Source organism: Treponema sp. JC4 (assembly GCF_000260795.1).
Lineage (GTDB): Bacteria > Spirochaetota > Spirochaetia > Treponematales > Treponemataceae > Treponema_D.
Genome location: NZ_AJGU01000029.1, coordinates 13607 through 27801, shown reverse-complemented (window position 1 = coordinate 27801; position 14195 = coordinate 13607). Strand labels below are relative to the sequence as shown.

Sequence of the window (14195 nt, the reverse complement as noted above, 5' to 3'; positions counted from 1 at the left end):
GAAGACATAATAAAAAAAACATTCTTCTTTGGAGAATTTAGATATCTGTTTTGAAAAAAGTACTGAAAATAGTTTTTTACAAATGATAGATTACTGTACAAGTATTTTTTTACATTTTTACAAAAATACACAAATAAAATTTACTGAAAGAAAAGAGTGGTTACCCGAAAGTGAATGGATTTTATCACATTATTCAAAGTTACAATGTATTCTTGGTGCTGAAAATATAAAATTTACAATACCAATACATGATTGGGCAATGTCTTTATGTGTTAAAGATATGTTTTCTGCATCAATGCCCAAGTGTAACTTAGTTTTTAATCAATTATATGAAAGGAAACAAATAGAAATTCAACATAATTTAATGAATAATGCATGTATTCTTCCATTTATTCAAGATATTTTAAGGAGGTAAACTTAATGAATAAACAAGCACTGATTTTTGATACTAATTTTATAATCGAACATTCTAAAGACTTAACTGATGTTGTTGAAAAATTAAGTAAAACTTATGAGGTTTTTGTTACTCAACTTTCTATTGATGAAAGAATTTCTCAACAATATTTAGATTTAAAAGCAAAATATGACAAAGCGAGAACACTTGCTACCGAAATACAATCATTTGCAAAGCTAGAATTTATAAAAGAGTTTGATGATGCATTCGGTACAACAAAGGCTGGTGTTCAAAACAATTATATTCATCTTTTTCCAAATAAAATAATTCCATTTTCAAAATCTGAAGAAACATATGCAGAAATAATTGATCGAGTTTACAAAAAAACAGCCCCTTTTATTGCTAGATCTAGTGATAAAGGTTTCAAAGATACCATCTTGTGGCTTTCTTTAATAGAATACTTTTCAAAAAATACAAATTTTGAGTCTGTTACTTTTGTATCTAATGATCATGGGTTTACAGAAAATACAGAAGCGCTTCAACTAGAGTTTAATGAAAAGACACAGTTGAATATAGAAATAAAAAGTAATGATTTTCTTAATCAAATGATTGTTGAAAAAAAAGATATTGAAGTAAAAACTACAGAACTAAAAAATATAACCTCTGAAGAATTAAATGAATTACGTCAAGAAATCCAAAGAACTCTAAAAAATGTTTGTACTGGGTATTCATATGATTCAGATGTTGATGGATATAGAAGTTTTCCTTTATTTAAATTAAATGAATATCTAGAAATAAATCAAATTGAAAGCATGTTTGAAAATCTTTCGAAGTTTTTGTTTAGAGAACTGTTTGCTACTCAATTTGTTTTTGGTGATTTATTTACTAATCTTTATATTTTTAAGGAACAATATTACATTTCTAGAGAAAATATTGAAGCATTAAATTCTCTTTATGATAAAATTAAAAAGAATTATAAACAACTTTTGCCACAGTTTCTTAAAGTGGTAAAAGAGACTGTAAATCAAAATTATGATGTAAGTAGTTTTCCTGAAGATATTCCATTTTAAGGAGCATAGTAATTAGTGAGTTTTTAGATTTTATTAAAATGAATGCAGGTGTTTATGCGCAACCTCAAGCAAATACACCATTATTAGATGAATACTTCTTAAAAATCCCACAATCTGATTTATTAGAAAGTTTTAATTAAAAAAAAACTCTATAAAAGGAAATCAAAATTTAAATGAAGTTGAAATAAAAAAACTTCTAAATATAAAACAATTATCAAAAAGGTAGATGAAAAGATGACATTTGAAGAACTCTTAAAAAATTGGTCTACAGAAATTCAAGCTCTAAAAGAAACAATGCTTATTGCACAACTTTGCAATGTAAAAGTATTAGATGATAAAGATAAAGAAATAAAAGAATTTATAAAAACAAACTGTAAAATTGTTGAGAAGAAATCAGAAAATGATTTTTCGTATGAAATTCCAGATTCTGTATATACATTGCATTTAGAGAAAAAGAAAGAGATAAATAAATTTACAGTAGCATGTAGTATTTTCCCGAGGATGTTTATAGTTACCTTACTATGTCAATATGATGCATTAATTGGTAGTTTAGTAAGATTAGTGCTAACAAATAAACCTGACATTCTAAATGGTTCGGAAAAAACATTAACATTTAAACAATTGGCAGAATTTAAATCTATGGATGAGGCTAAAGAATCTATAATTGCTAAAGAAATAGAAACAATATTGAGAGAATCGCATGATGTACAATTGAAATGGTTCGAAAATAAATTAAGTATTAAGTTACATGAGGATAAAGAACTTATTTCAAAATTTATAGAAATCACAGAACGACGGAATCTCTTTACACATAACAATGGAATTGTTAATGAATCATATTTATCAAATTGTAATAGATTTGGAATCAATCCAGATGTTAAAATTGGAGATGTTTTAGAAGTCGAACCTACTTATTTTTCCGAAGCAGCTGATTGCATTATGGAAATCGGAATAAAACTAATTGTAATTTTATGGCGAAAAACAATTGAGTCAGAAATAGAGAAAACTGAAAGTGTAACAAATCAAATTGCATATGGTTTTATTGCCGAAGAAAATTATAACTTAGCACTTAAAATCTTAGATTTCTGTTTAGCATGCTTCAAACCATTTAAGACTTCATTAAATAAATTAATGATAGTTATGAATAAAGCTCAATGCCTTTTATGGTTAAAACAAGAAGAACAAAGTAAAAAGTTATTGGATTCTCAAGATTGGAGTTTATGCACACCTCAATTTATATTATGCAAAAAAGTATTGGAAAGAAAATTTTCTGAGGCAATTGATATATTAAAAACACAAGATACACAATTAGACCAAATTGATTTAATGTCATGGCCAATATTTAAGGAATTCAGAGAAGAACAAATTTTCAAAGATTATTATAGTGAAAAATATCCAAATACAATAAAAGACTTCTCAGAAGAAATGCCAAATAACATAATTGAAGCTGAAGAACAGTTAAAAAAAGATGCTTATTAAAACCATCTGCATTAGGGGCGTTGCTGGGGTGTCCCCCGCAGAGAGGGTAGCGAAAAACGCCGCAGGCGGTTGGAGCGAGGGAGAGACTTCTCCCTCATGATAATTTCACCAACTTGTCGGAAATTCCGACAGGTTCAAAATGAAGATAATCAAAATGTAAGCCGAGAAATTCTTTTTTATAATCTTGATATGATTATATCCCTAGGTTACCGCATAAAGTCAAAGATTACGACTCTGTTCCGTCAGTGGGCAACAAGAAAAGATTTGCTTATCGGATTATATACATGGCAGTTATAGTAAATTAATTTAAGGGATACCTTCTATTGACAAGTAATACAATATAGAAAAACACTCTATTTTATGATAGTATTGTCATATGGGTGAGCAACTTGTACATAAAAAGAAAAAGCTTTCAATTGATGAAATCCTTTTGGACATGAAAGCAAAAGGTATTACTTTAAAATACATTTCTGATGAAGAAGCTAAACAATATCTTCTTGAAAATACTTATTATTTTAAATTCAAATCATACGCAAAAGACTATCCTAAAAATATTGTCAAAGGAAAATATATAGGACTTGATTTCTCGTATTTGCAAGATTTAGCTCGTCTTGATATGCGCTTCAGAGAATTAGTTTTTAAAATGACAATTGATATTGAACATTTTATAAAAGTACAGTTACTGGCGGAATCTCAGAGAAATGTAAAAGACGATGGTTATAAAGTTGTTGCAGATTTTCTTGATGAAAATGCTGAAATTAAACAGAATATAGAATCTCATTCAAATAACACAGGGTATTCATCGTCTTTAATTCAGCATAATATTGGAGATCTACCTATTTGGGTTTTTGTAGAAATAATTTCTTTTGGAGAACTTACGAAATTTTATGATTATTATAATTCTCGATTTCCTATAAGTGGAAATATTTCAGCATATTTGTGGTCTATCAGAATAATGAGAAACGCAGCAGCTCATAATTCTTGCATACTTAATAGACTTACTGAATATTTTGATGAATCAAAAATTAACTATTCTTTAAGAGATTCAATTAAACGAACTTTGCCATTTATAAATTCAAAGAAACTAAAACATTATCTTATGAATCCTGTTATGCAAGATTTTTTAGATATTTTGATGGTTTTTAAATTTTTGGATAAAACACAACTTGTCTTAAAAAAGAGATTAAAGGAATTTGAGTCTTTCTTAAGAAGATGTAAAAAGCATGCTTCATATTATAAATCAAATAAAGAAATTATAGCCTTTTATGTTTTTCTTTATACATTCTATAAAGAATACAAAAAAACACTTTGACATCACAAGAAACTTGTTATATATTATATTTATTGAACTTGGACATTCTCTTGTCCTATAAGGAATGAATCCCGCCGTTTTACGATACAGATTCATTCCGTTTTTTTTGTCCTCATCAATTTCCTATGATATAATAATCATTATCTAATTGTTTAGAGGATTTCAAAATGCAATTTACAGAGCACAGTCTTGAACTTTCAATAATTGAACTGTTTGAAAACGAAGGATATAGCCACCAGACAGGACGGGATATTCATCGTGAAAAGACTGATGTACTTCTGCCAGATTTGCTTGCAACCTTTTTGCGCCACCGATATGCCGCTGAGTTCCTGGCCGAAAGCGAAATTGCCGCAATCATTACACAACTCAAAAACATCAGCGGATCTGACTATGATGCAAACAATCGGATGCTGGATTTAATATGCAACGGCTTTACAATCCGGCGTGAAGATAAGTCAAAGAAAGACCTTTTTATCCAGCTTATTGATTTTGAGGAACCAGAAAGGAACTTTTTTGAAATTGTAAATCAGGTAGAAATTCAAGGACGAGAACAGCTTCGTATTCCAGATGGAATTGTTTATGTAAATGGTCTTCCTCTTGTCGTTCTAGAATTCAAATCGGCAATCAAGGAAAACACTACAATTGAAGATGCCTACAAACAGTTGACTGTCCGCTATCGCCGCGATATTCCAGAACTTTTCAAATACAATGCTTTTGTCGTAATCAGTGATGGCGTAAATAATAAGCTTGGTTCGCTGTTCAGTCCTTATGAATTCTTTTATGCCTGGCGTAAAGTTGAAAGCACAGATAAAGATAGCGATGGTATCAGCTCACTTATTACAATGGTAAAAGGTCTCTTCCGTAAAGACCGGCTTGTAAAAGTTATAAAGGACTTTGTTTACTTCCCAGATTCTAGTGATAAAGAAGTAAAAATTGTCTGCCGATATCCTCAGTTTTTTGCTACCGAATCCTTGTATAAAAGTATTGGTTCTGCAATTCGTCCGAATGGAAACGGAAAGGGCGGTATTTACTTCGGTGCAACAGGCTGTGGTAAAAGCTACACAATGGTTTTCTTAAGCCGTTTGCTTATGCGCTCTCAGGAACTTTCAAGCCCGACTATTGTTGTTATTACAGACCGTACAGATTTGGACGACCAGCTTAGTAAAATCTTTTTGGAAAGTAAAAATTATATTGGTGATGAAACTGTTGAATGTATTGAAAGCCGAGCTCTTTTGAAATCAAAGCTTGAAGGAAGAAAAAGCGGCGGTGTTTTCCTTACAACAATTCAGAAATTCTGTGAAGACATAAAGCTTCTTTCTGACCGGTCTAACATTATCTGTATAAGTGATGAAGCCCACCGCAGTCAGAATAATCTTGAAGAAAAAACTGTAATTACAGATAAAGGCGTTGAACATAAATACGGCTTTGCAAAGTATCTGCATGATTCACTTCCTAATGCAACTTATGTTGGATTTACAGGAACTCCGATTGACGATATGGCACAGGTATTCGGTGATGTTGTTGAAGCATACACAATGAAAGAATCTGTCGCTGATGGAATTACAGTCAATCTTGTTTATGAAGGTCGTGCTGCAAAAGTAATTCTTGATCAGAAGAAAGTTCGTGAAATTGAAGAATATTACCAGCAGTGTGAAGACGAAGGTGCAAATGAAGCTCAGATTGCCGCAAGTAAAAAAGCAGTCGCAAACTTGGATGCCATTATTGGTGACGATGATGTAGTTGCTGCTGTTGCACAGGACTTTATTGATCATTATGAAACTCGTGTACACGAAGGTGCAACAGTTGAAGGTAAAGCCATGTTCGTCTGCTCAAATCGCGAGATTGCTTACAAACTCTGGCAGAAGATTGTTGAACTACGACCTAAATGGAATGAAAAAAAAGACTTCAGTGACAAAGATTACAAGCCAATAGAAAAAATTAAAATGGTAATGACTGAGAACAAAGCAAAAGATACAAAAGGTCTTTTTGAACTTCTTGGAAATCATGATTACCGTAAAGAACTTGACCGTCAGTTTAAGAACATCAAATCAAACTTTAAGATTGCGATTGTTGTTGATATGTGGATTACAGGGTTTGACGTACCTTCTCTCGACACAATTTACATTTATAAACCACTTCAAAAGCATACTCTTATTCAGACAATCAGCCGTGTAAACAGAACTTATAAAGGAAAAGAGAAAGGCTTGATTGTAGACTACATCGGTATTAAGCGTGCAATGAATGAAGCTTTGAAGAAATATACCGGTGACGAAAACGAGGAGTTTGAAGATACAGACAAAGCTGTAGTTATTGTAAAAGACCAGATAAGTATTCTGGATGCAATGTTTAATGAATTTGATACTTCTGATTATTACAATGGAAGCCCACTTAAACAGCTTGAATGTTTGAATCGTGCAGTCGAGTTTGTGCAGACAACTGAAGAACTTGAAAAGAGATTTATGGAAGCTGTACGAAGAATGAAGAAAGCATTTAATCTTTGTTCTTCAAGTGAGAAAATCTCAAAAAGTGAAAAAGATAAAATCAATTTCTATGTTGCAATACGTTCTATCTTATTCAAACTTACAAAGGGCGATGCTCCTGATATTACAACAATGAATCATCATGTTGCTCAGATGATTAGTGAAGCTATTAAGTCAGATGGAGTTGAAGAACTGTTTCAGGTTGGAAAAAATATCAACTTTGATATTTTTACTCCAGAATATCTTGAAAAGATTAACGCCATCCAATTGCCTAATACAAAAATCAAAATCCTTCAGCAGCTTTTACAGCAAGTCATTACTGACTATAAAAAGACAAACAAGATTAAAGCAATGGAATTTTCTGAGCGAATGAAGAAACTTGTAGAAGCATATAACAATCGTCATCTTGATGATTTTACAGCTCAGGTTCTTGATGAAGTTACAAAACAATTGAATGATTTGCTCAACGATATAAAAGTAGATAAAGAAAAGTTCAAAGAACTTGGAATCAGTTTTGAAGAAAAGGCTTTCTACGATATTCTTGTAAGCTGTGCAAAGAAGTTCCATTTTGAAGATCAATATTCTGACGATAAGATGAAAGTTCTTGCGAAGAAAGTAAAAGCCCTTGTTGATGATAAAACTCGATACACTGACTGGGATCAGAGAATTGATGTTAAGGCAGAAATGGAAGCTGATTTAATGATTCTTCTTGATGATAATGGTTATCCACCTGTTCCTAGAAATGAAGTTTACAACGAAGTTTTTGAACAGGCTGAGAACTTTAAGAAATATGCTGAGTAGGAAAATACAGTGACTCAGGATTATCTTTCACGACAACCATTTCTAGACTTTCTCAAATCAATAATTCAAAATCAGAAAAATAATTCAAATGGCTATTCATTTGCAATTGATGGAGTATGGGGGTCTGGTAAGACTTGGATTTTACAGCATCTTGAAGAACAACTTTTAGAAGAACCGGACAATAAATACTTAATATTCCACTACAACGCCTGGGAAAATGATTTTTATGATGAGCCGCTTGTTGCAATTCTTTCTATAATGATTGAATGCCTTATAAAACAGAAAACAGGAGTAAAAGAAAAAGATTCTGCAACTAAAGTTATAACAACATCTATAAAAGCACTGTCAAAAGTCGTAGGAACCATTGTTGAAAAAAAATGGAAAGTAAATCCAAATGATATTATTGAATCTGTAAAAGATTCTGGAAAAGCAATTAGCGATGCAAAACTTACAAAATCTGATTTTAATAATATGCTCCCTTTGGAAAATGCCTTAAGACAAATAAAGGATGTTATAAAAAAACTTTCAAAAGAGCAGAATATTATTCTTATTATTGATGAAGTTGACCGCTGCCTACCCGAATATGCAATAAAAGTTTTGGAAAGACTTCATCACATTTGTAATGATATGCCTGTTATTCAGATTTTATCAATCAATAAGAAAAATCTTGCAGAAAGCATTTCTAATGTATTTGGTAAAACATTTTCGGAAAAAGAAAACATAAATGCATGGCAAGAACAATTTGCTGAAAAATATCTTCAGAAATTTGTTGATATTATAATTCCTTTACCAAAAGGAGAGTTGAAAAAACACTTAGAAGTTTTAAATGGATTAGAAAATGGGTTTAAGCCCTATATTAGACCAAATAATTTTGATCAAGAATTAATAAGATTAGATGAAAGTTATTTGACAGATTTTATCTCTAAATTAATGGATGGTGTAGAACGTCGTTTACAAGAAAAGATATTTAAGCAAGTTTCATTATGCCATAAATTAACTCTTAAAAGTTGCAATGAATATAAAGAAGAACAAATGACATATGCAATCTTGATTTATGAAATTATTTCTTGTATCTGTAGATATGTTTATAAAACTCCAGCAACATGCATGTTAGAAATACATGATAACAGATATCAATTAAATTTTTATCGTTGGACTAATGGTTCAAAAAATCCCGAAAAAACAGAAAATAAAATTCTGAATGATAATCTAGGTGAATTACTTTCATCTTCGGTAAATTATAGTGATTCTCAAAATCATCAGAGATTTGCATTTGAAATTACAGATACAAAAACCTATTTAATGGCTTTTTTTTATAAACAAGAAACGAAATTTTTTGATCCATTACAAAATGGACTTTGGGGATGGATTGCGGAAGATAAAGTGTTCCTGAAAAAATATGATGAAATTATGGATATGCTTATTAAAAAATAAAACTGAAGATTTTATCTCCATTAAATTAATGGTTTAATGACTCTTTTAAATGCAGCTTTTATAGTAAAAAAGACCTAGAAGGAATTAAACATGGAAAACAAAATCAAAGTATTTGAAAATAAAAATGTTCGCACTGTTTAAAATGATGAGGAAGAAGACTGGTATTTTTCAGTAGTAGATGTTTGTTGGATTTTAGCAGATAGTCCTGATTATACAACCGCAAGAAAGTATTGGAACAAGTTAAAACAACGTTTATCTGAAGAAGGTAGTGAACTGGTGACAAATTGTAACCAGTTGAAGCTTCAAGGCTGCAGATGGAAAAATACGCAAAGAACTTACTGATGAATGGAAAGCCCGCGGAATTGAAAAAGAAAAAGATTATGCAATTCTAACAAATGAAAAGAAAATCTTCGCGATAACATGACAAATATTGAACTGGTTTTGAACATGCTTGCCGAAGTTACCGCAACTTCAATTTCAAAACAGGAAAAGCCAGAAGGTTTTGAAGAGAACAAAAAAGTAGCTGTTCGAGGCGGAAAAGTTGCAAACTCCGCACGAGAAAACTATGAGAAAGAAACCGGCCTAAAAGCAATTTCTTCATTAAATGCAAAAGATAAGCCTGCGCTTGAGATTGGAAATAGTACAGGCGGAAAATAGTCTTGCTGTAGATTGTAGTTTTTAATGTAGGTCTTAAAGAAATTTACCTTTTATTACTTGGAAATTATTTGAAACTTCATGAGGTTCACCGTAAAACTGGACCAGTTTCAGTGTAAATCTGGTCCAGTTTCGGGATGGATCTAGTCCAGGTTCAGAAAAATTTAGAAAGACTTTGATATTTTTTTCTAGAAGGGAAGGTAAAATCTTGCTAACCTCTTCGAGATTTTTGTGCATTAATTAGGTACATATCAGCGCAGATCATTTTGCGTACGCAAAATGAAAATTATGCGGTAACATAATGGAAATTATGTTATCGCATATTGCCTTTTATGTTAGCGCATAACGATCGTTATGCACTAACATATTTATATTTATACGGTAACAAAATTGATGTGCACCAGAAAATGACACAAATTCTATGATAATCCGAATAAAAACAGGAAATTAAATACTTCTAAACGCTTTTAATTTTCTACAAACTCAGGATAGTCATCTTCTGCAATTCCAAACTCCCGAACTCCAAACAGCACCAGAGTAATCTCATCAAAATCATTCTGATGAGATTTCATCGTCTCTACTGCGACCTTAATAGCATCCTTTTGCGGGTAGCCGTAAACACCGGCAGAAATCAGTGGAAAAGCAATAGTCTTAAGCCCGTTTTCCTTTGCAAGATTCAAAGAGTTTTCATAACAGGAAGTCAGAAACTCTTCTGCCTCTACGGGAGTATGTTCAAAATAAACCGGACCAACAGTGTGAATTACAAATCGGGACGGAAGTTTATATCCTTTTGTGATTTTTGCTTCGCCAGTTCTGCAGCCGTGAAGGGTACGGCATTCTGCAAGAAGTTCTGGACCGGCAGCGTAATGAATTGCACCGTCAACACCGCCGCCACCAAGAAGACTTGAATTTGCAGCATTTACGATTGCATCACAAGCCAGCGTTGTAATGTCGCCTTTGATAATTTTGATTTTTCCCATAGTGGAGCTGATCGGACTTGAATCCTTATATAATTGTAATTTATTAAAAAAACAGTCCAGTGGACTATTTTTTAATAAATATCCATCAACAAATTGTAGCGCTCTAGCCAGGTGAGCTACAGCCCCGATGATTTTATTATAGCACATTTTTAAATTAACAGTTTACAGATTTCTACCAAAATCAGTGCTACCCTTTTATATATGCGTCCTACAAAAAGTAAAGAACGACTTGCATATTATAAACATTTACTTGCTATCGATAAGAAAAGAAATGAATTATCAAATCGTAAAGATGATGAAGATAATTATATTGAAATTCCTAAAATGCTTATTGGTTATAAAATCAAGCTTGTTCCAGTTGATTCAATGAAAAACCGCGATGACGGTCTTACAGAAGCAGTCGAAGCTGCTACTTCATGGTTTCGCTTTTCTAATAAGCCATTCAGATTGTGCAATTTAAAGAGTTATCGATGCGAATTCAGAAATCACCTTCATTATTGGGATTGCTATGAAAAGGACGAGTTTGAAAAAGAGTATTTTCAAAACAAAGTTTTTAAGAAAGGCCACCTCAAACTTCTGGATATATGTGAAAAAGATTTTGAAAAACTGAGCGCCTCTGCAAAGCAATATTTCATTCAGGTATTTAAGGAATATGATAAAAGAGGAAATCCCGTTTACATTTATCATCCTGATATCCCAAAAACTTATGTTCGTGAATATGAAGAAAAACTTTTCTGGAATCGCCTTTATATTCCTGATGGCCAAGCTCTATCTGAAAAGAAAAAACTTAATAACTGGCTTAATTACAAAAGAGAATGCGAACTCTGGCACTATGAAGGCTATAAAACCAGCCGCTATTGCAAATGGGAACGTGATGTCACTCATAAACAAATTCGTGCTCAATCAAAAATTGAATTAGAAAAAGCTGTTAAAGAATATTTTGAGACGGAAAGATATTAAAAATCTTAATTTGATTGGAGAAAAATACTAAAATAGAACTATGGGAATGCGAAGATTATTTATTATCAGAAAAGATTTGCAACTCTCTGCTGGGAAACTTGGTGCAATGGTTGCGCATTGTGCAGAAGGATATTGGATCTGGCTTATTCGTAAGAATCTTACAGACCAGAACGGAACAGTCCATGTCTCTTTTGACCTGGACCGTGAAATATATAACGATTATTTGAATGGTCGTATCACAAAGACAATCTGCGAGGCAAGAAATCTGAATAAACTGCTTCAAGCTCGTGATATGGCGTTGGAATTGGGACTGGTCGAAAATCAAGATTTTGGAATGATAAACGATGCCTGCCTTACAGAGCTTACTCCCGAATGGGTTGATGAAAATGGCGAAGGCCGCTGCACTGTGGGAATATGGTTTAAGCCTCTGCAGGATGATGTTGCACATATCATCAGTAAAAAGTTTCAGTTGTACAAGGATTAAATTACCAGATCTTTCCCCTGTTCTTTTTAATTTCGCTGCGGATTTTCTTCATCTTTAATTTTCGTTCCTTGCTGGCACGAGTCGGCTTTGTTTTAATACGCTTTTTAGGAATTACCAGGGCCTGAACAATTCTGTTTTCCAAACGGGTAATTGCAATTTCACGATTGCGTTCCTGGTAACGCTCATCATCTACATCAAGAAAAAGACAATCTTCTTTATTGATGATAGCTGCAAGTTTTATACGAAGATGAGCAAGCTCTGCATCATTAAGGCCGCCCAGAGAAGTAACTGGAACAACCAGATGAACTTTGGTATTCACCTTATTTACATTCTGGCCACCGTTACCTCCGCTGCGGGCAAAAGTCATTTGAGAATTATTGATTATGGATTCATGCAGCTTTGCACGGTTCATTGTTTCTATTGTAGTCATTTTATCAATTTTACATAATCCATTCGCTTTATCATTTGATCTGTTGAATGGGCATCAAAACCTATTATAGTATTTACAGGTTTTGAGGTGGCACAATTGTACTGATCAACCAAATTCCAAAACTCATTTCGCCAATAAATATAATTTGATTTCTCAACTAATTTTTCATAAGATGCAAGATTCTTCTCAAGCATAATATTGTTTTGAGCAGCAGTTGCAATCAGTTCATTTGAAATATCTGTCATCTCAGCTGTCCATCTTTTACAACGTCTGAAGAATCTGTCTGGATGAGCAACGGTATTAAATAAACCCGTTTTCATTCCTTCAATCATTGCATTACAACATCCAATAAATTCATCAGATTTATCTTCATCATCAAAACTGAAAGATCCGTCTGGATGCTGATAGAAATGCTGACCGATTATCAGAGGATTAAGATTTAAGTGTTTTAACTCTTCATAGAACTTGATCATTGAAGGTAAAAATTCAACTTCAAGTCCTATTTCAATTTTTATTTGCTCCTGATATTTTTCCTTCAAATGATTTAATGAATCAATATATTCAGAAAGCTGTTCCATATCCATTCTGTTTTTAAATGGATTTTCAGGAAATGGACAGTGATCCGTAAAAGTTATTTTTTCTGCTCCAAAAGACAAAGCCATTTTGATATATTCTTCATCAAGTTCTTCAGAAGCATGTTTACATCTATATGTGTGTACATGAAAAATATGTTTCATAATATTTATATCTCCAATAAAAACTCATCTATTCTTTCTGCATTTCCAGAATCTTCATCAGGATAACCAACCGGATTCAGCTTCAGATGAATTATTCTTCCATCATTCTGTGCCAGATCATTTGTACGTACAGAATGAGTATGCCCTGCAAGCCAGATACAGTTATCTTTTAGCTGCTTCAAATATTTCTGTCCATCGAAATAGAAAAAGGTAGTAAAGAGATCATCCTTATAAATATATTCGACTCCGAAAAAAGTCGGAATGTAATGAGTCATGATGATGTCTGGCTTTTGGGAAACCACGTAATCCAGCTTTTTCATTTGTGAAGCAAGAATATCCTTATGAACATTTCCCATATATTCCCAGTGTCGGTAATCAAACCAGTCTCTCCAATAACAGAGAAACTTTGCCATGTTTCCGTCTGGCTCAGGATCAATTTCATACGCCCAGCTAAAATCATTAAAAGCCATCGTTCCGCCAAACTTCACGCCTTCAAACTCTTCGACAGTTCCATCAAGAATCGAAACATTTCCAAGTTTTGAAGCTTCTGCTTTCAGAAAGTCTAGTTTTGCCTGTGTTTCGGTAAAGGGATTGTTTCTAAAATATGATTCATTATGAACCGTCAAATCATGATTTCCAAAGATTACAAAAATCTTTTTGTAGCGGGATGAAACTGCCTTGTAAAATTCCACAAAAAGGTGCGGATCATCACAGGTGTCACCTGCCACGCAAAGTACATCCGCTGGTTTGAGTGCATTGTTTATGTAGTTTTCCAGACTTACACGATGATTTATGTAATGATCAACGTGTAAGTCGCTTGTCATGTAGATTGTCATAATTCTTATTCTTTTTTTCCTGAATTATAAGTTTTATTTGGTAGCGATGATTTAATTGTATGATTGGAAGTTCCGAAGTAAGTAAAGCTAAAAAATGCTTTCGCATTTTTCTTAACGCTTTGCTATTGAACATCGGCCGCCAGC

The 14195-nt window shown here is 32.6% G+C and carries 14 protein-coding genes; 10 read left to right on the top strand and 4 right to left on the bottom strand.

Features of this window, described 5'->3' with window-relative positions:
• Positions 1–82: 82 nt before the first annotated feature.
• The 8 genes from MSI_RS10350 to MSI_RS15020 all read left to right on the top strand — a co-directional run bounded on the left by MSI_RS10350 (position 83) and on the right by MSI_RS15020 (position 9627).
• Positions 83–415 carry a hypothetical protein gene (locus MSI_RS10350; RefSeq protein ID WP_192807757.1) on the top strand — a complete coding sequence of 111 codons (333 nt, stop codon included), beginning with the start codon at positions 83–85 and terminating at the stop codon, positions 413–415.
• Positions 416–420: 5 nt separating this feature from the next.
• A complete protein-coding gene (locus MSI_RS10345) occupies positions 421–1464 on the top strand; it encodes a PIN domain-containing protein (RefSeq protein ID WP_009106638.1) in 1044 nt (347 codons plus the stop codon).
• A gap of 234 nt (positions 1465–1698) precedes the next feature.
• Complete coding sequence (locus MSI_RS10340; protein ID WP_009106636.1) at positions 1699–2943, top strand: hypothetical protein; 1245 nt, start codon at positions 1699–1701, stop codon at positions 2941–2943.
• A 96-nt stretch (positions 2944–3039) separates the two neighbouring features.
• On the top strand, positions 3040–3240 hold the full coding sequence (gene rhuM, locus MSI_RS10335; RefSeq protein WP_039924692.1) for a RhuM family protein: 201 nt from the start codon (positions 3040–3042) through the stop codon (positions 3238–3240).
• A 79-nt stretch (positions 3241–3319) separates the two neighbouring features.
• Positions 3320–4255: an Abi family protein gene (locus MSI_RS10330; protein WP_009106633.1), complete on the top strand. Its 936-nt coding sequence runs from the start codon at positions 3320–3322 to the stop codon at positions 4253–4255.
• A 167-nt stretch (positions 4256–4422) separates the two neighbouring features.
• Entirely contained in the window at positions 4423–7536 is a 3114-nt protein-coding gene (locus MSI_RS10325) for a type I restriction endonuclease subunit R (RefSeq protein ID WP_009106629.1), read from the top strand.
• 9 nt (positions 7537–7545) lie between these two features.
• Positions 7546–8970, top strand: coding sequence for a P-loop NTPase fold protein (locus MSI_RS10320; protein WP_009106626.1), 1425 nt, complete (start codon positions 7546–7548; stop codon positions 8968–8970).
• 420 nt (positions 8971–9390) lie between these two features.
• A complete protein-coding gene (locus tag MSI_RS15020; RefSeq protein WP_009106624.1) occupies positions 9391–9627 on the top strand; it encodes a hypothetical protein in 237 nt (78 codons plus the stop codon).
• A 464-nt stretch (positions 9628–10091) separates the two neighbouring features.
• Here MSI_RS15020 and MSI_RS10305 read toward each other — a convergent pair whose 3' ends face one another.
• Positions 10092–10616, bottom strand: coding sequence for an O-acetyl-ADP-ribose deacetylase (locus tag MSI_RS10305; protein WP_369759196.1), 525 nt, complete (start codon positions 10614–10616; stop codon positions 10092–10094).
• Between the two features lie 189 nt (positions 10617–10805).
• On the opposite strand from MSI_RS10305, the gene MSI_RS10300 reads away from it, so the two are divergent.
• Together MSI_RS10300 and MSI_RS10295 are read left to right on the top strand one after the other, a co-directional pair.
• A complete protein-coding gene (locus tag MSI_RS10300; RefSeq protein ID WP_009106620.1) occupies positions 10806–11564 on the top strand; it encodes a hypothetical protein in 759 nt (252 codons plus the stop codon).
• A 40-nt stretch (positions 11565–11604) separates the two neighbouring features.
• Positions 11605–12048, top strand: a complete 444-nt coding sequence (locus MSI_RS10295) for a peptidyl-tRNA hydrolase (protein ID WP_009106618.1) — start codon at positions 11605–11607, stop codon at positions 12046–12048.
• A gap of 1 nt (position 12049) precedes the next feature.
• Here the strand turns inward: MSI_RS10295 and arfB are convergent, their stop codons facing one another.
• From arfB to MSI_RS10280, 3 genes are read right to left on the bottom strand one after another with little or no spacing between them, the layout of a single operon-like run.
• Complete coding sequence (gene arfB, locus MSI_RS10290; protein WP_009106616.1) at positions 12050–12478, bottom strand: alternative ribosome rescue aminoacyl-tRNA hydrolase ArfB; 429 nt, start codon at positions 12476–12478, stop codon at positions 12050–12052.
• On the bottom strand, positions 12475–13215 hold the full coding sequence (locus tag MSI_RS14070) for a PHP domain-containing protein (protein WP_009106614.1): 741 nt from the start codon (positions 13213–13215) through the stop codon (positions 12475–12477). The genes arfB and MSI_RS14070 overlap by 4 nt, the downstream gene beginning before the upstream one ends.
• A 5-nt stretch (positions 13216–13220) precedes the next feature.
• Positions 13221–14051: a metallophosphoesterase gene (locus tag MSI_RS10280; protein ID WP_009106611.1), complete on the bottom strand. Its 831-nt coding sequence runs from the start codon at positions 14049–14051 to the stop codon at positions 13221–13223.
• Positions 14052–14195: the final 144 nt, after the last annotated feature.

What these genes read in the sequence shown, in the direction of transcription:
- MSI_RS10350 (WP_192807757.1), top strand. Translation starts at nt 83, where the DNA reads ATGATAGATTACTGTACAAGTATTTTTTTACATTTTTACAAAAATACA.
- MSI_RS10345 (WP_009106638.1), top strand. Translation starts at nt 421, where the DNA reads ATGAATAAACAAGCACTGATTTTTGATACTAATTTTATAATCGAACAT.
- MSI_RS10340 (WP_009106636.1), top strand. Translation starts at nt 1,699, where the DNA reads ATGACATTTGAAGAACTCTTAAAAAATTGGTCTACAGAAATTCAAGCT.
- rhuM (WP_039924692.1), top strand. Translation starts at nt 3,040, where the DNA reads ATGATAATTTCACCAACTTGTCGGAAATTCCGACAGGTTCAAAATGAA.
- MSI_RS10330 (WP_009106633.1), top strand. Translation starts at nt 3,320, where the DNA reads ATGGGTGAGCAACTTGTACATAAAAAGAAAAAGCTTTCAATTGATGAA.
- MSI_RS10325 (WP_009106629.1), top strand. Translation starts at nt 4,423, where the DNA reads ATGCAATTTACAGAGCACAGTCTTGAACTTTCAATAATTGAACTGTTT.
- MSI_RS15020 (WP_009106624.1), top strand. Translation starts at nt 9,391, where the DNA reads ATGACAAATATTGAACTGGTTTTGAACATGCTTGCCGAAGTTACCGCA.
- MSI_RS10300 (WP_009106620.1), top strand. Translation starts at nt 10,806, where the DNA reads ATGCGTCCTACAAAAAGTAAAGAACGACTTGCATATTATAAACATTTA.
- MSI_RS10295 (WP_009106618.1), top strand. Translation starts at nt 11,605, where the DNA reads ATGGGAATGCGAAGATTATTTATTATCAGAAAAGATTTGCAACTCTCT.
- arfB (WP_009106616.1), bottom strand. Translation starts at nt 12,478, where the DNA reads ATGACTACAATAGAAACAATGAACCGTGCAAAGCTGCATGAATCCATA.
- MSI_RS14070 (WP_009106614.1), bottom strand. Translation starts at nt 13,215, where the DNA reads ATGAAACATATTTTTCATGTACACACATATAGATGTAAACATGCTTCT.
- MSI_RS10280 (WP_009106611.1), bottom strand. Translation starts at nt 14,051, where the DNA reads ATGACAATCTACATGACAAGCGACTTACACGTTGATCATTACATAAAT.